At 72.8% G+C, this 26,529-nt stretch carries 3 protein-coding genes; all 3 read right to left on the bottom strand.

What is annotated here, in order from left to right; all coding sequences use genetic code 11:
* Positions 1–4 precede the first annotated feature (4 nt).
* From LZ198_RS00355 to LZ198_RS00345, 3 genes are read right to left on the bottom strand one after another with little or no spacing between them, the layout of a single operon-like run.
* Positions 5–4,537 carry a non-ribosomal peptide synthetase gene (locus LZ198_RS00355; protein ID WP_253969803.1) on the bottom strand — a complete coding sequence of 1,511 codons (4,533 nt, stop codon included), beginning with the start codon at positions 4,535–4,537 and terminating at the stop codon, positions 5–7.
* Positions 4,534–11,007, bottom strand: a complete 6,474-nt coding sequence (locus LZ198_RS00350; RefSeq protein WP_253969802.1) for a type I polyketide synthase — start codon at positions 11,005–11,007, stop codon at positions 4,534–4,536. Before LZ198_RS00350 ends, LZ198_RS00355 begins: the two co-directional genes overlap by 4 nt.
* Positions 11,004–26,528 (bottom strand): type I polyketide synthase, encoded by a 15,525-nt coding sequence (locus LZ198_RS00345; protein ID WP_253969801.1) that lies wholly within the window; start codon positions 26,526–26,528, stop codon positions 11,004–11,006. The genes LZ198_RS00350 and LZ198_RS00345 overlap by 4 nt, the downstream gene beginning before the upstream one ends.
* Between the last annotated feature and the right edge of the window lies 1 nt (position 26,529).

Genomic DNA, 26,529 nt, shown 5'->3' with positions numbered 1-26,529 from the left:
GGTCTCACGTCGGGCCGGGCGCCGCGAGGAAGCCGCTCCCCACGAGCGCCGAGAGGTACGTCGAAATCAGGGACGCATCCGCTGGCGGGCAAGGCGTCCCCGTCGCGCCCAGCGCTTTCAAGGTGTGCCCGCTGTCACACACCACCATGCGCGGGCCCCCCACGCTCCGGTCCTCGGGCGGGACCTGCTGGAGGAACATGAACAGGTCCCCCAGCTCGCTGTCCGCCGGCGCCGCGTGGCCCAGCTCGGAGAGCCACTCGTCGTAGGGGAGGATCCTCAGCCCGTAGCCGAACTCCCGCAGATGACTCCACATCTCGTCCGCGCGGACGAAGTGGGGATTGACGAGGTGGAAGGTCTGTCCTGTCGACTCCGGGCGCAGCGACAGGTCCACGATGGCGCTGCTCACGTAGTCGACCGGCGTCACGTCGAGCAGGGCCTCGACGCGGGGCGCGCTCCCCAGGCGGACACATCCCTTGAGCGTCCTGCACACGAGGTCATCCGTGTTCCAGGCGCCCGTCCGGCTGTGCCCGGTCACCCGCCCCGGGCGATGGAGGGTCACCGGCAGGCCACGACGGGAGGCCTCGCGCACGAGCTTCTCGGCCACCCACTTGCTCTGGGCATAGCCGCCCACGAGGCTCGCGGGGCCCTCCAGCGGCTCGTCCTCCCGGATGGGGAGCGCCCGCCCCACGGGCAGCACCGACACCGTGGAGACGTAGTGCAGCGGCTTGAGGCGCGTGCGCAGCGCCAGGCGGAGGATCTCCCGTGTCCCGTGCACGTTCGCCGCGCGCATGGACTCATAGGGGTAGATGAAGTTGACGAGCGCGCCGTTGTGGTAGACGGCGTCCACCTCTTCCGACAGTCGCTGGAACTCCGCCTCGGAGAGGCCGAGCAACGGCTCGGCGATGTCCCCGCGGACCGGCACGATGCGCGACGCCAGCTCCTCGCGCCACAGGGCGTAGCGCTCCAGGTTCTTGCGCAGCCGGAGCCGTCCCTCCTCCTCGGACGCCGCGCGCACCAGGCAGAGGATGCGCGCCTGGGTCTTCCGGCAGAGCTCCTCCAACAGGAACGCCCCGAGGAAGCCCGTGGCGCCCGTCAGCAGCACGGTCCTCGCCGGCCCCGAGCGCGGCGGCCGCGCCGCCCCCGGCACCAGCGCGGAGTCCAGCACGGCGTCCGCCTCCATCAGGGCCAGGGTGTCGTGGACGGGCAGCGTCCCCGCCTTGGCGGCGTCGAGCGTCCGGGCCATCTCCTCCAACGTCGGCGACTGCAGCAGGGCCCTCAGCGGGACGTCCACGCCCGTCCGCGCGCGCGCCAGGACGAGCACGCGGTAGAGCAGCAGCGAGTGCCCGCCGAGCTCGAAGAAGTGGTCCAGCGCGCCCACGCGCTCCACGCGGAGGACCTGCCGCCAGATGTCCGCCAGCAGCCCCTCCGACGGCGTCCTCGGCGCGACATGGCCCTTCGCCTCCCCGAGTCCCTGACCGGACGGTGCCGGGAGCGCGGCCCGGTCCACCTTTCCATTCGGCGTGAGCGGCAGGGCGTCCAGCCCCACGAACACGAAGGGGACCATGTACTCGGGCAGCCTGGACTTCAGGTGGTCGCGCAGCTCGGCCGGCGCGGGCGCCCTCCCCTCCCGGCCCACGACGTAGGCCACCAGTTGCTCGTCCCGGACGACGACCACGGCGTCGCGCACGCCCGGGTGCCCCAGCAGCGTCGCGCCAATCTCTCCCAGCTCGATGCGGAAGCCCCGGAGCTTCACCTGGTGGTCCATCCGGCCCAGGTACTCGAGCTGCCCATCCGGCAACCACCGCGCCAGGTCCCCCGTCCGGTACAGGCGCGCGTCGGAGGTTTCGTCGAACGGAGACGCGACGAACCGCTCGGCCGTCAGCTCCGGCCGGCCCAGGTAGCCCCGCGCGACCCCGTGTCCACCGATGAAGACCTCACCGGGGACCCCCATGGGCGTGGGCTCCCGGTTCACGTCCAGCACGTAGACCTGGGTGTTCCCGACCGGCCTGCCGATGGTGGGCGTCTGGCCCCGCTCCACGCGGGTGAACGTCGAGTAGGTGGTCGTCTCGCTCGGCCCGTAGAGATTGAACACGTCCTGGACGTGGCCGAGCGCGTGGAGCTGATCGACCAGGGTGCCGGCGAGCGCCTCGCCCGCGAGGTTCACGGTGGCCACCGACCGCGGCACCCCGCCGCCCCTCAGGAGCGCGCCCATGGCCGAGGGCACGGTGTTGATGAGCGTCACCTCCTCCGCCGCGGGCAGGTCGGGCAGCTCCAGCGCGTTCCTCGCGACGATGACCTTCGCGCCGCAGCACAGGGGCGTGAAGAGCTCGAAGACGGACAAGTCGAAGCAGATGGACGTCGAGGCCAGCGTCCCCGACAGCGCCCTGGGCGAGAAGACGCCGAGCGCCCACCGCAGGAAGGCCACCGCGTTGCGGTGGTCGATCATCACGCCCTTGGGTCGCCCCGTGGAGCCGGAGGTGTAGATGAGGTACGCGAGCGACGCCGGAGTCGTGGTCCGCTCGGGGTTCGTCTCGGGCTCGTCCGCGATGGCCGCCCGCTCCGCGTCGATGCACACCACGCGCGCCCGCGTCGCCGGCAGCTCCGGCGTGAGGCGTTGCTGGGTGAGCAGGACGGGGACCTGCGCGTCCTCGAGGATGAGGGCCAGGCGCTCCTTCGGGTATGCGGGGTCCAACGGCACGTAGGCCCCACCCGCCTTGAGGATGGCCAGCAGGCCGATGACGAGGTCCTCCGTCCGCTCCATGCAGAGGCCGACCCGCGACTCCGGCCGGATGCCCAGCCGGCGCAGATGGTGGGCCAGTTGGTTCGCCCGGCGGTTGAGGTCCACATAGCGCAGGGACGTCAGCCCGCTCACCACCGCCACCGCCCCGGGCGTCTGCTCCACCTGGGCCTCGATGAGCTCGTGCATGCACGCGGGCGGCACCCCGAGCACCGGGCCGTGGCTGTTCGCGAGCAGCCACGCGCGCTCCTCGGGCGTCAGCAGGGGGAGCTTCGACAGCGGCGTCTCCGGATGGGCGACGACGGCCTCCAGGAGCACGCCCAGGTGCCCCACCATCCGCTCGACGGTCGCGCGCTCGAAGACCTCCCGCGAGTATTCCAGCATGCCGAAGAGGCCCTGCGCTCCAGCGGCCAGGATGAGGGAGAGCTCGAACTTGGCGACGCCCTCCACGCTGCCATCCGGAGCCCCCTTCAAGAAGGACCAGCGCGCCCCCGGCAACTCCAGCGTGGGCGCCGGGACGTTCTCCAGCGTGAAGCAAGCGCGCACCAGCGGGTTGAGCCCTCCTTCACGCGAGGCGCCCACGACCTTCACCACCTCGCTGAAGGGCAGCGACTGGTGGTCCTGCGCGTCGAGCACCGTCTCACGCACCCGGGTCAGCCACCGCGAGAAGGACGGGTCGCCTGACAGCTCGCAGCGCAGCACGAGCGTGTTGGCGACGAAGCCGATGAGGTCCGGCGCGACGCCTCCCCTGCTCGCCGTCACCGTCCCCACGCCGAAGTCGAGCTGCCCCGAGTAGCGGTGCAACAAGACGGCGAACGCGGCCTGGAGCACCATGAAGAGGCTGCACCCCTCCTGGTGGGCCAGCCGCTGGAGTCCCTCCACCAGCGAGGAGGACAGGACCACGGGGACGCTCTCGCCACGATGTTGCGTGGCTCCCGAGACCGCGTGGTCCACGGGGAGCTGGAGCGGAGGCAGGCCCTCGAGCCGCGTCTTCCAATGCGCCCGTTCCCGAGCCCCCTCCTCTCCCGCCAGCCACTCCCGCTCGCGCAGCGCCGCCTCCGCGAACTGCATCGACACGGGGGGCAGTCCCTCCGCCTGCCCCCGCACGCGTGACGCGTACAGCGCCGACAACTCCCGGATGAAGACCCCCAGCGACCAGCCGTCCGTCATGATGTGGTGCATCGTCACGAGGAGGCCGGAATCCTCGGGTGCCATCGCGACGAGCGTCACGCGCAGGAGCGGCCCCTTCGACAGGTCGAAGGGACGTCGCGCCAGCGTGGCCGAGCACCGCTGGAGCGCCTCGTCCCGCTGTGACACGTCCGGCACCGGCAGGTCCACCACGTCCAGGGTCGCGCCCACCTCCGGCGCGGCGATGACCTGCCGCGGACTCCCCTCGACCTCCGGGAACGTGGTCCGCAGAATCTCGTGACGCCGGACCAACGCGTCCAGGCTCCAGCGCAAGGCCGAGGCGTCGAGCGGGCCGTGGACCCGAAAGCCCAGGTGGACGTTGTACTGGGCCGTTCCCGGAGAGAGGCGGTCCAGGAACCAGAGCCGCTCCTGGCCGCTGGACAAGGGGATGACCTCCGGCCTCGGGAGCGGCGACACGGGCGCGCCCGTCCCTCCGGCGCTCGCGGTGTGCCTCAGGAGGAACGCGAGGATGTCCGCCTTGTTCGTCACGAGCGCGGTCCGCAGCTCCGCCGTCAGGACGGCCTTGCCCGCCTCGACCACCAGCCGGTCGCCCTCCGCCCGCAGGCGCACGCCGCGCGCCGCGAGGTTGCCCAACAGCTCCCGAATACTCATAGGACGATGACCTCGTTGTCGTGGGCGGAGGAGTCCTCCACCACGGGTGCGGCGCCCACGGAGGGGGGCGCAAGCGTCTCTGCCAGCGCGCGGTCCAGGACCTCGCCCTGGAGATGCAGACAGAGCGCATCCAGGGTCGGGTGCTTCCAGATGAGCGACGCGGGGAGCGACAGCCCCAACCCGGACGCCAGCCGGTTGCGCAACTCCAAGCCCATCAGGGAGTCGAGCCCCAGCCCCTGGAGCGGGGCCTCCACGTCGATGCGCGCGGTGTCGAGGCGCAGGACCCGTCCGAGCTGCTCGCGGACGAACTTCTCCAGGGCCAGCCGCGCGTCTCGCGGGGTCGCCGTCCGGAGCGTCTCCAGCAACGCCTCGTCCCTCGAAGCCGGGGCGCTCCCCGCCGTCCCCGCGGGAACCAGGTCCGCCAGCCAGGGTGTGGACCGCGCACGCGGATGGAACTCCACCCACTTGCCCAGGTCGAGCAGCATGACGGCGAGCTGCGTGACCTCCCCGTCCAACAGACGCCCCAGGATGGTGTTGCCCTCGGAGGGCGTGAGGCTGTCCGAGCCGCGCTGAGCCAGACGCGCACCCCGGTTGGACTGGGCGGCGGCCAGGCCGACCTCGGAGAAGGGCCCCCAGTTGATGCTCGTCCCGGGCAGCCCGAGCCTGCGCCGGTGGTGGGCCAGCGCATCGAGGAAGGCATTGGCCGCCACGTAGTTGCCCTGCCCCGCCGCGCCGAAGAAGGAGGCCGCCGACGAGTACAGCACGAAGAAGTCGAGCGGAGCCTCCCGCGTCAGGACATGGAGGTTCCAACCTCCCTGCACCTTGGGCGCCATCACGCGCCGGAAGCGCTCCACCGTCTGCTGCGACAACAAGCCGTCGTCCAACACACCCGCCGCGTGGATGACCCCACGCAGCGGGGCATCGGCCCGGGCCACCTCCGTGAGCACCCGAGCCAGGGCCGCGCGGTCGGACACGTCCACGCCGACGACCCGCACCCTCGTCCCGGAGGCCTCGAGCGCGGCGATGTCCGTCTGCTGGGAGGGCGTCAGCGAGGTGTCACGGCCCAGGAGCACGAGGTGTCCCGCGCCCTGCTCCGCCATCCACTTCGCGACGGCGAAGCCCAGCCCTCCGAGCCCTCCCGTGATGAGGTACGTCCCGTTCGCGCGCAGGCGTCGCGCCCCTGTCGCCTGCACCACCACGCGCCCCACGTCCGGAGGGCTCAGCGCGAGCGTGTCCACCGCCGACGCGGTGGACGCGGGGGGTCCCGCCTCGGAGGCCTCCCGCACCTCCTGCCAGAGCCGGGCGAAGCGCTCGGGGGCACGCCGCGCGAGGGCGTAGACATCGACGACGCACCAGGCGACGTTCGGGTCCACCGGGGTCCGGGGCTCCGCGTCCGTGCGCAGGTCGAGGACCCGGGCTCCCTCCGCCAGCCCGCCGAGACTCGCTTCGGGGACGGTGGCCCCGGGAGCGACGATGGCCAGCTCCACCCCGCGTCCTCCCGTCAGCGCGAGGAGCGCCGTGGTGGACACGCCATCCCCTGGCGCCAGGACATGGGCCACCCCCATCGAGAGGAGGAGGGCGCGCTCCGCGTCCGTGGTGGCCACGGCGAAGACCTCCGCCTCCGCGCGCTTGGACAGCTCGATGACCGCGCGCCCGAGCCCGCTCGAACCCCCGAGGACGAGCACCCGTGTTCGCGGCCCGACGCGCCCCAGGTGGAACACGGCGTACCAGGCCGGCAGCACCGTCGCGACCAGCGACGCGGCCCCCCCGGGTGAGGACGAGGGCGGGCGGACGACGGTGTCCCCCACGGGCACGCACAGGTGCGACGCGAGCCCGGAGGTCGTCATGGCGATGCGCGCCTCGCCCACTTCGACGCCCTGGACGCCCTCGCCCACGGCCACGACGCGGCCGGCGCAGGCCATCGCGCCAGCGACGTCCCATCCCTCCGAGCGTGTCACCCCACCCGGGCGGGCTCGCGCGGCGACGTCGACCGCCAGCTCGAGCTCCCCCGGCCCCGGCGGGCGACGGTCGCTCGCCCGATACTCCAGACGTCCGCTGGCGTCGCGCACCACCTGGTAGGCATGCGCTCCCACGGGGACGACGGCCTCGCTGACCGGTCTGCCCGGCGCGCCCCGGACGATGCGTCCGACGTGGCGCCCATCGCCGCGCAAGGAGACCTCCTCCTCCGCGTCCGCCAGGAGCAGCTCGCGCAGCAACGCCTCACCGGCGTCCTCGAAGCCGAGCGCGGCGGACACATCCACCCGCGTGCATTTCAGGTCGGCGTGCTCCTGCGCGACCGTGCGCCCCACGCCCCACAGTGGCGCCTGCCACAGGTCGGAGGTCGAGCCCGCTTCCGCCCCGTGCTGGAGTCCCCGCGTGACGAGCCACAACCTGGGCGGGTTCGCGAACGCACGGCGCGTCAGCGTCTGCACGAGGTGCAGCAGCCCACCGCAGTCCACCCACGGGTCCACGTCTCGTGGCCTGTCCCCCGTCAGGTGAATCACGCCGCGAGGGACCGCGCCCTCGCTGAACACCCTGGCCAGCACGGCCTCGAGGTCGAGGGGAGAGGCCCCCTCCCCCGTGCCACGCTCCAGGTCCGACAGGCAGATGCGCGTGACTTCGCCATGGCGCTCCCGCAGCCGCGACACCACCGCGTCGGCCAGGGGGCCTTCGTCCGCCACGAGCAACCACCGCCCCCCCGCCTCCGCGCCCGCGGGAGGGAGCTGTCGGACGTCGGGCGTGTGGCGCCACTCGTGCGCGAAGTAGAGGCCCTTGCCCGCCTCGTCTCCGACCGCGGCGTCCAGTTGCTGGAGCCGCAGCCCGAGGGCCTCCAGCACGGGCCGCCCCTCCGCGTCGAGCATCACCAGGTCGAACTCCCGGACGCCTCGCTGGGGCCCCAGGAGGGGTCTCAGTCGCACGTGGCAGAAGGCCTCCGCGCCGGGTGACGCATGCAGCCGCAGCCGCGAGAGCGCGACCGGGACCGCCGGCCCCGCGACGGGGTCGATGTCCTCGCGGGACACCGCCGCGGACACGAGCTGGAAGCAGGCGTCGAGCAGCGCGGGGTGGATGAGGTACTCCGACGACCGGGCGAGGAGTGACGGTGGCAACCGGACGTGGCCCAACGCCTCTCCCCGGCCCCGCCAGACCTGTTGGACCCCCTGGAACGCCGGCCCATACACCACCCCGTTTCGCGCCAGCGTCTCGTAGTGCGCCGCCTGGGTGAGCCCCTCGGCGCAGCGCTCGCGAATGGCCTCGAGCGACTCCGGGGGAGGACGCGAAGTGTCCTCCCCGCGCGGCTGGAGCCTCCCCTCGACGTGCGTCAGCCATCGCGTGGGCGCGCCCGTGTCCGCGCCCACCACCTGGCTCGAGAGCCGGAACGCGAGACCTCCGGACTCCCCACCCCGCAGCGAGACCTGGACCGTGCGCGACTGGCCCTCCGGCAGCACCAGGCCCTCCGCGAAGGAGACCTCCGTCAGTTCGTGCGCGCGCCCACCCGACAGCTCACGAGCCGCGGACAGCGCCATCTCCAGGGAGGCCGCTCCCGGAACGACCACCGAGCCCGCGACGCGATGGTCCGCCAGGTACGCCGGCTCGGCCGCGCTCAGCGTGGACTCCCAGAAGCGCAGCGCCTGCGGAACGGAGGTCGTGAACGAGGCTCCCAACAAGGGATGACCGTCATCCCCCTCTCTCGTGACACGCCCGCGCGCGCCACCGGAGGAGCGCGCCTCCAGCCAATGCCGCTCGCGCTGCCAGGGATACGCCGGCAGGGCGACCCGGTGCTGCGGGCCGGGATACAGCCGGAGCCAGTCGATGCGGTCCACCCGCGTGGACAGCGCGCCGAGCGATGCGAGCAGGCACGGCCACTCCTCCTGCTCCCGGAGCAGGCTCGGGACCACCAGGCCACGACCCGACGCGTCCGCCTCCCTCAACATCGCGTCCACGAAGGGCACCAGGATGGGATGCGGGCTCAACTCGATGAACAGGATGTTCCCATCCTTCACGAGGCGTTGGACCGCGTCCGCGAACAGCACGGGCTGCCGGAGGTTGCGCACCCAGTACGCGGCGCCCAGCTCACGCCCGTCGATGGGTGCCCCCGTCACCGTCGAGTACAGCGGCACGGTGCTCGCGACGGGGCGCAGCCCCTCCATCCGCGCCAGCAGGTCCTGCCGCAAGGGGTCCATCTGCGGACTGTGCGAGGCCACGTCCACCTTCACCCAACGGCAGAAGACGTCTCGTTGCTCGAGCCGCGCCAGCACCTCCCGGAGCGCGGCCGGGTCCCCCGACAGCACCGTCGCCTTCGGGCTGTTGGAGACGGCGATGGCGATCCGGTCCTCCAGCCCCCGGAGCTCTTCTCCCGCCTGCTCGCGCGACAGGTCCACGACCGCCATGGCGCCCTTGCCGCTGACGCGCCGGAGCAGCTTGCTGCGCTCGCAGATGATGCGCGCGGCGTCCTCCAGCGAGAGCGCCCCCGCGACGTGCGCCGCGGCCACCTCGCCCATGCTGTGCCCCACCACCGCGTGCGGCTCCAACCCCAGCGAGCGCCACAGGGCGGCGAGCGCCACCTGCAAGGCGAACAACATCGGCTGGATGACGTCGATGTCCCCCCAGCGCGGCGGAGTGTCGGGGCCCGTCAACAGCTCGCGCAGCGACCAGTCCGTGTGACGACCGAGCGCCTCGTGGCACCGGTCGATGGCCTCCCGGAACGTCGCGTCCCGGGCGTAGAGCTGTCGCCCCATCCCGAGCCACTGGGAGCCCTGGCCCGGGAAGACGAAGACCACCTTCTGGCTGTTGCTCCGGCGTCCCACCGCCAGGGCCCCGTGGCCCTCCCCCGAGACGAAGGCCTCCAGCCCCGCGGCGAGCTCCTCCCTGGACTTCGCCGCGAACGCGAGCCGGTGGTCGTGACGCGTGCGGCAACGCGCGGCCGTGTAGCCGAGCTCCGCGAGCGTCCCCGTGTCCTCACGCTCCAGATGCGCCACCCAGGCCTTCGCCGTGTCGACCAGCGCCGGCGCCGTCTTCGCGGACAGGACGACGAGGCGGGCCTCGCCGTCCTCGACCGGGGTCACGGGCTGGACGGCGGCGGGCGCCTCCTCCAGCACCACGTGCGCGTTGGTGCCGCTCAAGCCGAACGAGCTCACCCCGGCGATGCGCCGGCCCTCGTACGCGGGCCAGGGGTGCCGCTCGACGGGGACACGCGCCGGGATGTCCCCCCAGTCGATGTGGGGATTCGGCGTCTGGAAGTGCAGGTGCGGCGGAATCTCCCGGTGCCGGAGGGCGAGAATCGTCTTGATGACGCCGGCGACGCCCGCGGCGGGCTCCAGGTGACCGATGTTCGTCTTCACCGAGCCGACGAAGAACGGCCGGTCCTCCGCCCGCCCCTTGCCCAGCACCGCGCCCAGGGCGCGCAGCTCTATCGGGTCGCCGAGCGGCGTCCCCGTGCCGTGCGCCTCGACGTAGCTGACGAGGCCTGGCGCCACCCGCGCGTTCTCCAGCGCGGTCGCCACGACGGCCTGCTGCGAGGGGCCGTTGGGGACGGTCAACCCACCACTCGCCCCGTCATGGTTGACGGCCGAGCCGCGAATCAACGCGAGGGGAGTGTCCCCGTCCCGCTGCGCGTCCGAGAGCCGCTTGAGGACGAGCACGCCGCAGCCCTCGCCGCGCACATACCCGTCGGCCGCCGCGTCGAACGTCTTGCAGCGGCCATCGCTCGCCAACGCCTGCATGCTGCACAGGCACAGCGTCGTCTCCGGGGAGAGGATGAGGTTGACCCCACCCGCCAGCGCGAGGTGGGACTCCCCGCGGCGCAGGCTCTCACAGGCCAGGTGGAGCGCCACCAGCGAGGACGAGCACGCGGTGTCCACCGGAATGCTCGGGCCCTGCAAGCCGAGCACGTACGAGATGCGCCCCGGGACGAAGCAGAAGCCATTGCCGGTCGCCATGTACCCGTCGAAGCGGGTGGCATCTCCGTCCTTGAGCAGGCGCGCCAGGTAGTCACTGGACATCACGCCCATGAAGACGCCGGTCCTGCTGCCCACCAACTGCGCGGGGTCCACCCCCGCGTCCTCCAGCGCCTCCCAGGCGACCTCCAGCGCCAGCCGCTGCTGCGGATCCAGGCTCGCGGCCTCCCGGGGAGAGATGCCGAAGAACTCCGCGTCGAAGTGCTCCAGCCCCTCGAGGTATCCGCCGCGCGTCCCATACATCTTCCCCGGCGCACCTCGGGTCGGGTCGAAGTACTTGCGCATGTCCCACCGCGACGCGGGCACCTCGCGCAGCGCGTCCACGCCGTCGCGCAGCATGCGCCAGTACGAGGCTCCGTCGACGGCGCCGCCGGGGAAGCGACAACCGAGGCCGATGACCGCGATGGGCTCGCTCCGCGCGCGCTCCACGGACTCGAGGCGGGCTTGCAGCTTCTCGACGAGCAGCGCGGCGCGCTGCAACGCGGTGGGTTCCGCGGCCTTGGGGGGTGTACTCATGTGCCTTCTTCCACGAGAGCGGAGAGCTTGGCTTCGAGCGAAGCGGCAAGTTCATCCGGAGAGAGTTCCATGATGCGTTCGAGGAGCGTCGAGTCCCGCTGCCCCTCGGCCTCGGGGTCGGCCGCTTGCGGCGACAGCCCGAAGACCTCCGCGAGGACATGGGCCGCGATGGCTTCAGGGGTCGGGTAGTCGAAGACCAGGGTCGCGGGCAGGGCCGCGCCGAGCGTCTTCTGGAGCCGGTTGCGCAGCTCGAGCGCCATCAACGAGTCCATCCCCACCTCGAACAGGCGTTGACGGGGCTCCAGCGGCGTCGAGGCGTCGAGCCCCAGGACGTGGACCGCCGCCTCCAGGACATGCTCCAGCAGCAGCGGCAGACGCTGGCGTGGGCCGGCGGCCTCGACGCGACGCCGCACGTCGGACGCCGGGGGCCCGTCTGCCGCGGCCTCGGCACGCCCCTGTCCCGCGACCTCCGCGAGCAGGGGCGGCGTCGCGCCCGCGGGGAACCGCGCGAGGTAGCGAGACCACTCCACCTGGAGCAGGACGAGCTGCGGTCGCTCGCGTCCGAACGCCCGTCCGAGGGCCTCCAACGCCTCCGCCGAGGTGAACGCCTCCACGCCCTGAGCGCGGTAGCGGGACGCCAACCCCGCGGCCATGCCGACCTCGGCCCACGGGCCCCAGTTGACGCTCAGGCCCGGCAGCCCGAGGGCGCGCCGTTGATGGGCCAACGCGTCCAGGAAGGCATTGGCCGCCGCGTAGCTGCCCTGTCCAGGCGCCCCGAGCAGCGATGAGGCCGACGAGTACAGGACGAAGAAGTCGAGCGGCTTGCCCCGGGTCGACGTGTGCAGGTGCCAGGCGCCATCCACCTTGGGCGCGAGCACCCGGGTGAAGCGCTCCCAGTCCTGCTGCAGCAGCACCCCGTCATCCAACACCCCCGCCGCGTGAACCACGCCGCGCAGGGGCGCCAGCCGCTCGGCCTCTTCCAAGATTCGGCGGACGTCCTCGAGCCTCGACACGTCGGCCTGGACGACCAGGACCTTCGCCCCCGTCTCCTCCAGCGACGCGAGCGCGTCTCGCGCCTCGGGCCGAGCCCCTCCGCGGCCGACGAGCACGAGGTTCCTGGCGCCCTGGTCCACCATCCATCGCGCCGTCGCCAGCCCCAGCCCCCCGAGCCCGCCGGTGATGAGATAGCTCGCCTCCGGGAGCAACCTCGGCGGCGCCTCGTGCGACACCGCGCGCGCGGCCCGGAGTCGGGCCACATGGCGTTGGCCATCCCGAATCAGCACCTGCCGCTCGTCGTCCGAGGCGCCGAGCGCATTCCACAGGGCGGAGACGTCGGAGACGGATGCCGCGGGGTCGAGGTCGATGAGCGCGCCGCACCGCTCGGGATGTTCCTGGGAGAAGACGGCGCCCAGGCCCCAGAGGGCGGTCTGCTCCATGGCGAGCGGGGCCAGCCGTGATTCGAGCGCGCGTGCCCCCCGCGTCACCAGCCAGAGCCGCGTAGCACGGGGAGAGCTCGCGAGCGCCTGGGCCAGATGCAGCGCGCTGACGGTCCCCACCTGGTGTGCCGCACGCAGCGCCTCGACATCCTCCCCACCGGACCCGCGCAAGGACCAGAGGTGGACGACGCCGCCGAGGGGCTCGTCCGCCGCCACGGCCTCCTGGAGCAACCGCACGCAGTCCTCCGGCCTCCGGGCATCGAGCGAGAAGCGGTCGTCTCCTTCACGGGCGAACACCTCCCCCGGCTGGACCAGCACGGGGCGGAGGCCGTGCTGACGCATCTTCTCCGCGAGCGCCTCCGCGACGCCCGACGCGTCCGTGAACACGAGCCAGCAGCCGGGAGCGGGACGTCCCTCGGGGAGGGGCTGCGCCTTCCAGCCCATCTCGTAGAGCGAGTCGCGCGAGCCTCGCCGCAGCGCCGCCATCAGCGCCTCACGTGGGGCGCGCTTGAGGTTCAACCCCTCGATTTCGATGAGCACCTGGCCTTCGGCGTCGACCACGGAGACGTCGCCGGTGAGGACCTCGCCCATCACCTCCTCCGCGCCCCGGCGCACCGAGTACGCCCAGAGCGGACCGGTGGGCCGCGCATGGAAGCGCAGGCGCCGCACCGAGAAGGGGGCGTAGACGGTGTCCAGCTTCTCGTCCTCACGCGCGAGGTCCGTCCCCATCGACTGAAGGAAGGAGTCGAGCAACCCGGGATGGATGAACAGGCTCGGGTCGTCCTGGACCGTGGCCAGCCGGAACTGACACAGCGACTCGCGCCCCACGCTGTGGATGCGGTCGATCCAACGGAAGGCGTGCCCCAGGTGGAATCCGCAGTCCCAGTTGCGCGCGTAGAAGCTCGCGTCGAGCTGGCGCACGCAGCGCGCTTCGATCTCCCCGCGCGACAGCGGCGGCGGACGCACGGCTCCGTCGCCCACCCGCAGCGTTCCCGTACTGTTCAACGTCCACGCCGCCGTCTCGTCGGCGGCCGCGGAGAGGCTGTGGAGCTCGAAGTCGTAGTGGCCCGGCCCCTTGGGGGCGAGGACGAGCTGGACGAGCGCCTCCTCGGCGTCGGCGAGCACGACGGGCTGATAGAACAGGCAGTTCTCGAGGGTGTAGGGCCCCGCGCCCAACGACTGGGCCGCGGTCGCGAGGATGCGCGCGAGGTGGCACGAGCCCGGCACGACGACCGTCCCGTAGAGCCGGTGGTCCTCCAGGAACGGCAGGGAGCGCACGCTGTAGCGCCCCTCGAAGACCAGCGACCGGCTCAGCGGCGAGCGGACACGTTGTCCGACGAGGGCCTGCGCGGCGCTGACGGACGCGGCGGCGGGTGGCCCCTTGGGCGCCTCCAGCCAATGCCGCTGGTGCTGCCAGGGATAGACGGGGAGCGAGACGCGGGTCCGCTCACGTCCGCCATTCAGCGCTTCCCAGTCGACCGCCACGCCCCGGGTGTAGAGCGCGGCGAGGCTGGTGAGGACCCGCGGCAGCTCGGGCTGGCCCTTGCGCAGCGACGGCACCCACGTCCCCGCCTCCTCCCCGAGCCCCTTGAGCGCCATGGCCGTCAGCGTCGGATGGGGACCGACCTCCACGAACACGGTGCCCCCCAACGCCCGGAGCGCCTTCAGCCCGTCGTGGAAGCGCACGGCCTCGCGCACGTGGCGGCGGAAGTACGCGGCGTCGAGGACCGTGCCCTCGTCGAGGACCCGCCCCGTGACGTTGGAGGCCAGGTGGATGCGCGGAGCACGGAAGGAGACCTGCCCCGCCGCCTTCTCGAACGCGTCCAGCATCGGGGCCATCGACGGCGAGTGGAAGGCATGGGACACCGTGAGCCGCCGGGTCTTCACACCCCGAGCCTGGAACGCGGAGGACAGGGCCTCCACGGCCTCCCGTGCCCCGGCGATGACGGTGTCCGCTGGACCATTCACGGCGGCAATCGACACCCGGTCCGCGGAGGGCGCCACGGCCGAGGCCACGTCCGCCTCGCTCGCGGAGACCGCCACCATCTCTCCGTCGCGAGGCAGCGCCTGCATGAGGCGGGCTCGCTCCGCGATGAGGTGGAGCGCCTCATCCAGCTCCATGACCCCCGCCACGCACGCGGCGACGTACTCACCGACGCTGTGCCCGAGCACCGCCCAGGGTTCGACCCCCCAGGAGCGCCACAGCTCCGCGAGGGCGTACTCCAACGCGAACAGCGCCGGCTGGGTGAACCCCGTCTCGTCGATGCGCGCGTCCGTCCCATGCATCACCGACAGGAGCGAGTCGCTCCACTCCTTCCGGAGCAGGGCCTCGCACCGGTCCAGCGCCGCGCGGAAGACGGGCTCCGTCGCGTACAGCTCCCGGCCCATGCCCGAGTACTGCGCCCCCTGCCCCGTGAACACGAAGACGACCTTCGGGGGCTCCCCCTCGAACCGGTCCCGCGACAACCCAGGGACCTCTTCTCCACGCGCGAACGCCCCCAGGCGCTCCCGGGCCTGCTCCTTGGACTCCACGACGAGCGCGACCCTGTGGGCGAAGCCGGTGCGCTGGGTGTTCGCGGCGTGGCAGACGTCCGCGAGTGAGGACTCCGCCCCCGCAGCGAGGTGCTCGCCCACCCGGGCCGCCAGTTGCATGAGCGCCGCAGGGCTCTTCGCGGACAAGGCGAGCACGTGTGCGCTCCGCGCGCCCTGCTCCACGCGCGCCTGCGGCCTGGGCGCCTCCTCCACGAGCACGTGTGCGTTGGTGCCGCTCAGGCCGAAGGCGCTGACGCCCGCGATGCGCGGACGCGACCTCCGAGGCCATGGGGTCGGCTGCGTGGGGATGTCCAGCGGGAAGCCATCCAGCTCGATGTGGGGGTTGAGCCGCTTCAGGTGCAGGTGCGGCGGAACCACCCCGTGGCGATGCGCCAGGACGACCTTGATGAGCCCGGCGATGCCCGCGGCGGCCTCCAGATGGCCGACGCTCGTCTTGACCGAGCCCACCATCAGCCGTTGCTCGGGGGCGCGCCCCTCGCCCAGCACGGTGGCGGCGGCTCGGACCTCGATGGGGTCCCCGAGCGACGTGCCCGTGCCGTGTGCCTCGAGGTAATCCACCTCCGACGGGGCGATGCCCGCGTTGGCGAGCGCCGCGCGGAGGACCTGTTGCTGGGCATCGCCGTTGGGCACGGTGAGCGCGCTGCTCGGCCCGTCATGGTTGACGGCGGAGCCCCGGATGACGGCGAGGATGTCGTCGCCGTCCCGCTTCGCATCCGACAGGCGCTTGAGCACCACGATGCCGCAGCCCTCGCTGCGCACGTAGCCGTCCGCGGAGGCATCGAACGTCTTGCACCGCCCCTCCGGGGAGAGGGCGCGCAGTTGGGCGAGGTAGATGGTCGAGTGCGGCGCCAGCGTCATGTTGACGCCTCCGGCCAGCGCCAGGTTCGCCTCTCCCGAGCGCAACGCCTGACACGCCAGGTGCACGGCGACCAGCGACGAGGAGCACGCCGTGTTCAGGCTCATCGTCGGCCCCTGCAAACGGAGCAGGTAGGCCAGCCGTCCCGCGGCGAAGCTCGCGTCGTTACCGGTGGCGATGTACGCGTCCCCCACCGCGGAGGCGCTCCCCACGCCGTTGAGCACCGCGTATTCGTTGCTGCCGATGCCGACGAACACCCCCGTCCGGGTGTTGGCCAGGCGCGCGGGAGCCAGCCCCGCGTGCTCCAGGGACTCCCAGGCCACCTCCAGCAACAGGCGCTGCTGCGGGTCCATGTTCGCGGCCTCGCGGGGCGAGATGCCGAAGAACTGGGCGTCGAACTGGTCGGCGTCGTCCAGGAAGCCGCCCCACCGCGTGTACGTCTTGCCGGGGGTGCCTGGGCGCGGGTCGTAGTAATCGTCGACCTTCCACCGCGAGGCGGGCACCTCGCGGATGGCGTCCACCCCACCCTCCAGCAGACGCCAGAACGCGTCGGGGCCCGACGCCTGGGGGACACGGCAGCCGATGCCGATGATGGCGATCGGCTCCCTGACGTGGCTCGTCGCGGGGCCGGCCTCCGCCTTCGCCTCCACCTCCAGTCGGAGCGCGTCCGTGAGGAGATAGGTGGAGAGGGCCGCGACGGTCGGACGGTCGAAGGCGATGGTGGCGGGGAGCGAGACGTCGAACCGGGCGCACAGCCGGCGCCGCAGCTCCACCGCGGTGACGGAGTCCATGCCCGTGTCGAAGAAGCCTTGCTCGAGCTTCACGGAGGCGCTCGACGTGAAGCCCAGCACCCGGGCCACCTCCTCCCGGACCCACGACGTCACCAGCTCCTTGCGCCGCGCGGGCGTCGCCTTGCGCAGTTGCGTCAGCGCCTCGCCCCCATCAGTCCGCCCTCCCCGCTCCACCGCGGACGCGGCGGGGGGACCGAGCGACTCCAGCAGTGGACGGGGCGCACGCGCCTCGTACACGGACTTGAAGAGGCCCCAGTCCACCTGGGCGACACTCCGCTGCGTCACGTCGAGCGCGAGCAGCTCCCCGAGCAGTTGGAGTCCTCCCTCCACGGAGACACCTCGGACGCCGATGCGCTCGAACCAGCGCAGCCCCTCCTCGTCCACCATTCCCTCGGCGGACCACGGGCCCCAGTCGATGCTCAGCGCGTGCTGTCCGCAGGCGCGGCGATGGTGCGCGAGCGCGTCGAGGAACTGGTTGGCCGCCGCGTAGTGCCCCATCTGCGCCGAGCCCCACACCGCCGAGCCGGACGAGAAGTAGACGGTGAAGTCCAGGTCGAGCCCACGGGTGAGCTCGTGGAGCACCCAGCCCCCCATCACCTTCGGCCTGAGGATGGCGGTGAGCGCCGCTTCGTCCATCGCCTCCAACGACACCTGCGTGGACACACCCGCGGCGTGGATGACGCCCTTGAGCGGCGCGGCCCCTCGCTGGAGTGCGCCGAGGACCTCCTCCATGCGGACCATGTCCGCCACGTCCGCGCTGAGGGCCTGGACGACGGCGCCTCCGGCCTCCAGGGCCTCGATGGCGGCGAGCTGGCGCCCCACGTCGCTGTCCCGCGAAATCGAGGGCCACTGCGCGCGCTCGGGCAGCCCCCTGCGCCCGAGCAACACGAGGTTCCTCGCGCCCCGGGAGACGAGCCACCGCGCCACGTGGAGCCCGAGCCCTCCCAGCCCCCCCGTGACGAGGTACGTGGCCTCCGCGCGGAGGGGTGCCGGCGCCAATCCCCTCGACGGAGCCGAGGGAAGGAGACGCGCCACATGGCGGGCCCCACCACGAAAGGCGACCTGGTCCTCCACGTCCGCGCCCGACACCTCCCGCCACAACACCTCGACCTCCCCCTCCGGTGGGTTGGGGTCCAGGTCCACCAGACCGCCCCAGGCGTCCGGGTGCTCCAGCGCCAGGACGCGCCCGAAGCCCCACAGGGGCGCCTGGATGGGAGACCCGCGGGTGACCCCCGCCACGGACTGGCTGCCCCGCGTGCACAACCACAGCCGGGTGCCCCGCATGGAGGACGACTTCACGAGCGCCTGGAGCAGATACAGCGCGGAGTAGACGCCGCGCGACTGCGCCACCTCGACGTCCGAGAGCGTGACCTCCGAGGCCGACGCGACGTCCGCGCCCCACAGGTGCACGACGGCCCGGACCGGGCCCACGTCCTGGAGCAGTCGGGAGTAGTGCTCGGGGTTGCGGGGGCGGATGGAGCGGACGTTCGGCCCCTCGACCACGGAGTCCTCTCCCGGGACCACCAACCAGTGCGGCTCCCCACGGGCCTCGAGCAACGCCGCCAGCGCGGCCCCCGTCCCCGTGCGGGTGCCGAAGATGAGCCAGCACCCCTCCGCGCGTGGCGCGCGAACGGACGCGGCACCTCGCTCACGGCGAGGCCAGTCGATGTCGTAGACCCAGTCCCTCGGCGAGGGAGGGTGCGCCTCGGGCGCGGAGATCGCCTTCCGAGGGGCGTCTTCAATCCAGTACCGCGAGCGCTGCCACGGGTAGAGCGGCAAGGCCGCGACACGGCCCCCGGCGGGGAAGAGCCGGTCCCACGCGACCGGGAAGCCCTTCACGTGGAGCCCCCCCAGGGCGGCGAGCATCACCGTCTGCCCATCCCGTCCCTTGCGCAGGGACGGCACCACGGCGCCCTCCTGCGCCCGGCGCTCCAGCGCCTGGGAGACGTACCGGCCGAGCGCGGGCTGCGGTCCCAGCTCCACGAAGAGTCGGTGCCCCTCGTCGAGCAGGGCCTCCACGGCGGAGGAGAAGCGGACCGGCTCGCGGACGTTGCGGGCCCAGTAGGCCGCGTCCAGGGCCGTGCCCTCGATGACGCCCCCGCTCACCGTCGAGAACATCGGGAGGACCGTGGGTCCCACGTCGACCCGCCCCAGGGCCTCCAGCAGCTCCGCCTGGAGTGGCGCCATCTGCTGGCTGTGGAAGGCGTAGTTGACGCCCAGGTCCCTCGTGCCGACGCCCCGGGCACGCAGGGCCTCGAGCAGCCCCCCGAGCGCCGCGGCCTCCCCCGAGACCACCACCGCGCGAGCGCCGTTGAGGGCGGCCAGCGACAGCCGACCCGCGTGAGGCGCGAGCTCACGCTCGACCTCTTCGGGTGACAGCTCGACCGAGGCCATGCGGCCGAGCCCCGTCGCCTTCTGCATGATGCGGCTGCGGTGCGCCACCAGCCGCACGGCCTCGGACAGGCTCAGCGCCCCCGCCACGTGCGCGGCGGCAATCTCGCCCACGCTGTGCCCCACGACGGCGGAAGGCACGACGCCCAGCGACCGCCAGACCGCCGCGAGCGCGACCTGGATGGCGAAGATGGCGGGCTGCGCCACCTCCGTCTCGTCCAGCCGGGAGCGGGCACCCTCCGCCTCCAGCGCCTCCAGGAGGGAGGTCCCCGTGTGCGGCGCCAGCAGCCTGTCGACCTCGCGGAGCGTGGCGGCGAAGGGCTCGCTGCGCGCGAGCAGGTCCCTCCCCATGCCCGACCATTGCGTGCCCTGCCCCCCGAAGACGAAGACCACCTTCTCCCGGCGGCTGTCCGCGACGGCCGACGTCAGGTACGGCGGCGACGCGCCCTCGACGAAGGCCTGGAGCTGCTCGCGCCACTCCTGCGCGGTGCGCCCCGCGACCGCGAGCCGGTGCTCATGGAGGTTCCGACGGAGCGCGGCGGAGTAGGCCAGGTCCTCCGGCTCCGCTGACGACGACCGCGCCAGGAGCGCGGCGTGCGCGCTGGCGAGGTCCCGGAGCGCGCCCTCGCTCCTCGCGGACAGGACGAGGAGTCGGGCCTCCGCCTCGGCGGCCTTCGGAGAAGCGGCGACCCTGGGGGCCTCCTCGACAATCACGTGCGCGTTCGTGCCGCTGATGCCGAAGGAGCTGACCGCCGCGTAGCGACGGCGGGACGACGCGGGCCACGGCTGGTGCTGCGTGGGGATGACGAACGGCGTGTCCTCGATGGAGATGCGTGGGTTGAGCGCCTTGAAGTGCAGGTGTCGGGGAATCGCCTCGTGCCGCAGCGCCAGGAGCACCTTGATGAGGCCCGCCACGCCGGCGGCCGCCTCCAGGTGTCCCAGGTTCGTCTTGGCCGAGCCGAGGAAGCAGGGGGAGCCGTCCTCCCTCCGCGCGCCATAGGTCTCCCGGAGCGCCTCGACCTCTATCGGGTCCCCGAGCGGCGTACCGGTACCGTGGGCTTCGACGTAGCCGATGTCCGCCGCGGACACGCGCGCCGTGACCAGGGCCTCGCGAATCAGCGCCTGCTGGGAGAGGACGTTCGGCGTCGTCAGGCCAGTGGACCCACCGTCCTGGTTCACCGCCGACGCGCGGATGACGCCCACCACGTCGTCGCCCTGGGCCAGGGCATCGGAGAGCCGCTTGAGTACGACGACGCCGCAGCCCTCGCCTCGGACGAAGCCGTTCGCGCGGGAGTCGAACGTCCGGCAGCGCCCATCCGGGGACAGCGCCGTCAGCTTGGAGAGCCAGGTGCTCGGCCGCTGGGAGAGGAGCAGGTTGACGCCTCCCGCGAGCGCCGTGTCGCACTCGCGGTTGCGCAGGCTCTGGGCCGCCAGGTGCAGCGCCACCAACGAGGACGAGCAGGCCGTATCCACCGACATGGCCGGGCCACGCAGGTCCAGCAGGTACGAGAGCCGCCCGGCAATCACGCTGTTGGAGCAGCCGATGACGGAGTAGACGTCCCCCGCGACATCGCGCTCCGCCTGGAGCATCGCGTAGTCGTTGCCGCAGACCCCGACGAAGACGCCGGTCCGCGAGCCGGCCAGGCGCGCCTTCGGCAGGCCCGCGTCCTCCAGCGCCTCCCAGGCGACCTCGAGCAGCAGCCGCTGCTGCGGGTCCATGGCCACCGCTTCACGCGGCGCGATGCCGAAGAACTCCGGGTCGAAGCCGTCGACGCGGTCCAGGAAGCCACCCCAACGCGTGCCCTTGTGCTCGGCCGCGTCCGTGCTGCTCCGCCACCGGTCCGGAGGGACCTCGCGGACCGCGTCCACGCCCTCGCTCAACAGCCGCCAGTAGGCCTCCGGGTCGTTGGCCCCACCGGGGAACCGGCAGCCCATGCCGACGACGGCGAGGAGCTCCGGCCCCGAGTCGACGGACGCGGACCGCGGCGCGACGGGGGCCGCCTTCTCGACAGGAAGCACCCGGGCCGCTCGAAGCCCCTCCGCGTCGAGGAGGGACTCGAGCTTTCCGAACAGGTGCGTCGTCAGCGCCCGCACCGTCGGGTAGGCGTAGGCGAGCGTCGCGGACAGCGTGAGCTTCAGGCCCGATTCGAGCCGGTTGCGAAGCTCCAGGCCCGTCAGGCTGTCCATCCCGAGGTCACCGAAGGGCTGCTCGGGGTCGATGCGCGCCGGCTCCATGCGGAGGATGCGCCCGAGCTGCTCACGCAGGTATTCCTCCAACAGCCCCCTGCGCGCCGCGGGCTCCGCGTTCGCGAGCAGCTCCCGCGCGCCGCCCTTGCGCGGGCCCGGCGTGCTCACGCGCTCCTGCATCAACACGGAGAGGAAGGGCGACTGGGCGGCGCCCAGATAGAACTCGCGCCACTGGCGCAGGTCCAGCGGCACCACCGCCACCTGCGCCGCGTCCGTCGCGAGCAGCCGCCCCAACGCCGTCAGGGCCTGCTCGGGCGGCATGTTCCCCACGCCCCGGAGGGCGAGGCGCTCACCCCGGTTCGTCGCCACGGCCGCGAGCCCCACCTCGGCCCAGGGCCCCCAGTCGAGGCTCAACGCGGGCAGCCCCGCCGCGCGGCGGTGATGCGCGAGCGCATCCATGAAGGCATTGGCCGCCGCGTAGTTGCCCTGCCCCGGCGAGCCCAACACCGACGCCGCCGAGGAGAACATCACGAAGGCGTCGAGCGGCCTCCCCAGCGTCTGGACATGCAGGTTCCACGCGCCCTGGACCTTGGGCGCCAGCACCGCGCGCAGCCGCTCCGCGTCGAGCTGCGTCAGCACGCCGTCGGCGATGACACCCGCCGCATGGACGACACCCCGGAGCGGCGGCAGCTCCGCGTCCACCGATGAGAGCAGGCGCGCCACGTCGTCGGCGCGTGTCACGTCCGCCGGATAGGCGCGGACCTCCACCCCCTCCGCCCGGAGCGCACCCAGCGTCTCGTTCGCCTCGTCGGACGGCGCGCCGCGCCCGCAGAGCGCCAGGTGACGCGCACCCTGCCGAGCGAGCCACTTCGCCACCTCCAGGCCCAGCCCCCCCAGCCCGCCCGTCACGAGCCACGTGCCGTCCATCCGGGGAGCCCGTGGCGACGCCGCGGCGTGTCCCGGCAGGCCTCGCACCAAACGGGAGACGTGCCGCAGGCTCCCACGCAGCGCGACCCGGTCCTCGGTCGCGTCCGCCAGCACCTCCTCCGTCAGCGCGCGGACCTCCTCGGGCGCGGGCGTGGCGCTCAGGTCCACCTGCGCGCAGCGCAGCTCCGGGTGCTCGTGGGCGATGACCGTCGCGAGCCCCGCGAGCGGCGCGGAGGTCGGGGCGCCAGGCGCCTCCCCCGGGACGACGACCTGCAATCCCGAGGTCACCAGCCACAAGCGTGGGGCATCACGCCAGCCACGCTGCGCCCAGGCCTGGAGCAGGTGGACCACGCTCGACCCCGCCAACGTCACCACCTGCTGGAAGGCCTGGGGTTCGGCAACGGCGGGTGCCACGTCCAGCCCGAAGAGGTGCACCAGGCCCTTGCACGGCGACGCCTCGCTGAAGGCCTCGCGCAGGAGCACCTGGAAGTCCTCCAAGCGCTCCGGAGCCACGCGGTAGTGGTCCTCCCCGAGCCGCGCATACCCGACCCCCGCCTCCACCACGACGCAGGACTCGCCGCGCTCCGTGAGCTGCCTCGCCAAGGCCTGCCCGACGCCCCGCGCATCCGCGAGGACGAGCCAACGCCCGCCGCCCCGCGCTCCTGCTTCGGCGCGCGCCTCCGCGAGCGCCTGGGGCCGCCACTGGACGGAGTACGTCCAGCGGTCCACCTCGTCGGCGGGCGACGTGGAGGCCGCGACCTTCTTGCACACCAGCCGCCGGACCTCCGCCAGCGCCCCTCCCCGTTCATCCAGGAGCGTCACGTCACACTCGATGGCGTCCCTGGCCGTCGCGTCCCCACCGAGGATGCGGACATGGCTCCATGCGGCGACTCGCGCGGGAGCCAGGACCCGCATGCGGGACAGCGACACGGGGACGTACACGCCCCCATCGCCGTCGATACCGTCCAGCGCCGCCGCCAGGACCTGGAAACAGCCATCGAGCAGCGCGGGATGGAGGCTGTAGCGGCCCTCCTCCGAGGCGGGCGCCCCCGACAGCCGCACCTCACCGAGCGCCTCGCCCTCCCCGCGCAACAGCTCGGTGATGACGCGATAGGTGGGGCCGTAGTCCAGGCCGATGTCGTGGAGTCGCTGGTAGTGCGCCTCGACGGAGACCGGGTCGGACAGGCGCTGACGAAGGGACTCCAGGGCCTCCTCGCCCGCGAGGAGCGCCTCGTCGCGCCGCAGCGAGCCTTCGGCATGGAGCGTCCAGGTCCGCTCGTCGACGGGGCCGTCGCGCAGCACGGGGGCGCTGAAGAGCCGGAACGCGCTGCCTCCGCTCCGCTCCGTGGAGAGCCAGAGTTGGAGGACCCGCTCCTCATCGTCGGGGAAGGACATCAGCGCGCTGAAGGTCACGTCCTCCAGGAGGACCGCCCCGCCGAGCAACTGCTTCGCCGCGCTCAGCGCCATCTCCACCATCGCCGCCGCGGGCAAGGCGGGCACACCCCGCACCCGATGGTCCGCGAGCAGCGGCAGGTGCTTGGGCCCCAGTTGCACCTGCCAGAGTCGGGACCCCTCCCCGTGCGCGGACAGGTCGATGCGCTCACCGAGGAGCGGATGCGCGGTGGAGGCGCGCCCCGCCCGCGACGCGCGGGAGACCGGCTCCATCCAGAAGCGTTCACGCTGCCAGGGGTACGCGGGCAGCGGCACGAGCTGCCCCTGGGAGGGATACAGCCGACTCCACGCGACGCGATGGCCCGTCGCGTAGAGGGCGCCCAGCGAGGCGAGCATCGTCTGCCGCTCGTCCTCGCCCCGGCGCAAGGACGCGAGATACAGCCCCTCCGTGTCGGTGGCGCGCACCGTCTGCTCGAGCGCCGGGAGCAGCACGGGGTGCGGGCTCACCTCGACGAAGACGCGGTGCTCGCTGGCGAGCAAGGTCCGGGAGGCCGCCTCGAAGCGCACGGGCAGCCGGAGGTTGCTCCCCCAGTGGGCCGCATCCAGCTTCGCGCCGTCGATGAGCTGGCCCGTCACGGTGGAGCACAGCGGCACCTGTCCGGCACGCGGGGTGATGCCGCCGATACGCCCCTCCAGCTCCCGGCAGATGGCCTCCACCAACGGGGTGTGGGACGGGACATCCATCTTCACCCACCGGGTGAAGACGCCCCGCTGCCCCAGCGCCGCGACGGCTTCCTGGAGCGCCTCCGGTGTCCCCGACAGCACCTGCGAACGAGGCCCGTTCAGCCCGCCCACCCACAGCCTGTCCCGCCAGGGCCGGATGGCCTCTTCCGCCTCCTGCGCCGACAGGTCGACCAGCGCCATCGTCGCGCCGCGTCCGCCCAAGGTGCGCATGAGCCTGCTGCGGTGGCAGATGATGAGGCAGGCATCCTCGAGGCTCAGCGCCCCCGCGACATGCGCGGCGACGACCTCGCCCATGCTGTGCCCCATCACCGCGTCGGGCTCGACCCCCCACGAGCGCCACAGCGCCGTGAGCGCCACCTCGACCGCGAAGAGCACCGGTTGGTTGATGTCGATCTCCCCCAGCCGCGAGCGCTGCTCGTCCGCGGAGAGCTCGTCGAGCACGCTCCACCCCAGGAGGGGGCGCAGCGACTGGTCCACCTGGATGAGCGCGTCCCGGAACACCGGCTCGCGCGCCATCAACTCCCGCCCCATTCCCGCCCGCTGCGCGCCCTGGCCCGGGTACACGAAGACGACCTTGCGTCGCGAGCCGAAGGCCCTCCGCCCGGACCAGGTGCCCTCGGGCTGCGCCCCGCTCGCGAAGGCCCGGAGCCGCTCCGCCGTGCGCTCGGGGTGGTCCGCCAGCACCGCGAGCCGGTGGGCATGGTGCGCGCGGCGGGACGACGCCGTGTAGCAGAGGTCCGGAAGGCTCTCCGCCTCACCTCGCCCCAGGTGCTCCGCGTGGCGTCCGGCCAGCGCCAGGAGGGCCTCGCGGCTGCGCGCGGAGAGCGGCAGCAGCTCCGGACGCCGGGGCAGCGGCACCCTCACCGTGGGCGTCGTGGTCTCTTCCAGGATGACGTGCGCGTTGGTGCCGCTGATGCCGAACGAGCTGACCCCGGCGCGGCGCGGCTGCCCCGAGGTCTCCCACGCGGTGAGCGCGGTGGGGATGGTGAGCGCGCTGCCTTCCAGTTGGATGCGCGGGTTCACCTGCTTCAGGTGCAGGTGCGCCGGGATTCGCCGGTGGCGCATGGCGAGCACGACCTTCATCAGGCCCGCCACGCCCGCCGCCGACTCCAGGTGGCCGAGGTTCGTCTTCACCGAGCCGATGGAGCACGCGCCGCCATCCGACCGGGGCAGTCCGTAGGTCTCCCGCAGGGCCTCGAACTCGATGGGGTCGCCGATGGGGGTCCCCGTGCCGTGCGCCTCCACGTAGCTGACGTGCTCCGGCTTCAGCCCCGCGCTGTCCAGCGCCTGCCGGATGAGGGCCTGCTGCGAGAGGACGTTGGGGGTGGTGAGGCCGGTCGACTTGCCATCCTGGTTGATGGCCGAGCCCCGGATGGTGGCCAGGATGCGGTCGCCGTCCGCGAGCGCGTCGGACAGCCGCTTGAGGACGACGATGCCGCAGCCCTCGCCTCGGGTGAAGCCGTTGGCGGAGGCGTCGAACGCCTTGCTCCGACCATCCGGCGCGAGCGCCTGGAGCTTGGACACCAGCAGCACGGACTGCGGCGAGAGGATGAGGTTCACGCCTCCCGCGAGCGCCAGGTTGCACTCGCGCGCCCGCAGGCTCTGGCAGGCCAGGTGGAGCGACACGAGCGAGGACGAGCAGGCGGTGTCCACCACCAGGCTCGGCCCCTGGAAGTTGAAGAGATAGGACAGCCGACCGGAGAGGACGCTCGCGGCGACACCCGTCGCGCTGAAGGCGTCCCCCGTCTCCGGCTGCTCCACCTGCATGCAGTGGTAGTCGTCGTTGCAGGCGCCGATGAAGACGCCGCTGCGACTGCCCGACAGCAGGTCGACGTCCAACCCCGCGTCCTCGAGCGCCTCCCACGACACCTCCAGCAACAGGCGCTGCTGCGGGTCCATCCGCACGGCTTCGCGTGGGGAGATGCCGAAGAAGCCCGGGTCGAAGCCGTCCACCGCGTCCAGGTACCCGCCCCAGCGCATCGCGCCCTCGGAGAGGCCGGTGACGTCCTCCTGGGGCCAGCGACCGAGCGGAATCTCCCGGACGGCGTCGACGCCTCCCTCGAGCAGGCGCCAGTAGGCCTCCACGTCGTCCGCCTTCGGGAAGCGGCACGCCATGCCCACGATGGCGATGGGCTCCTTCGCCGCGCCTTCCACGGCGTTGAGCCGTGTCTGCATCTTCTCCAGCGCCACCAGCATGCGCTTGGCGGGAGACAGCTCGTTCGACTCATCGTTGCGGTTCGACATG

The organism is Myxococcus dinghuensis (assembly GCF_024198235.1).
Lineage (GTDB): Bacteria > Myxococcota > Myxococcia > Myxococcales > Myxococcaceae > Myxococcus > Myxococcus dinghuensis.
Note: the sequence above shows the minus strand (reverse complement) of the source record. Positions and strands in the feature narration are given on the sequence as shown.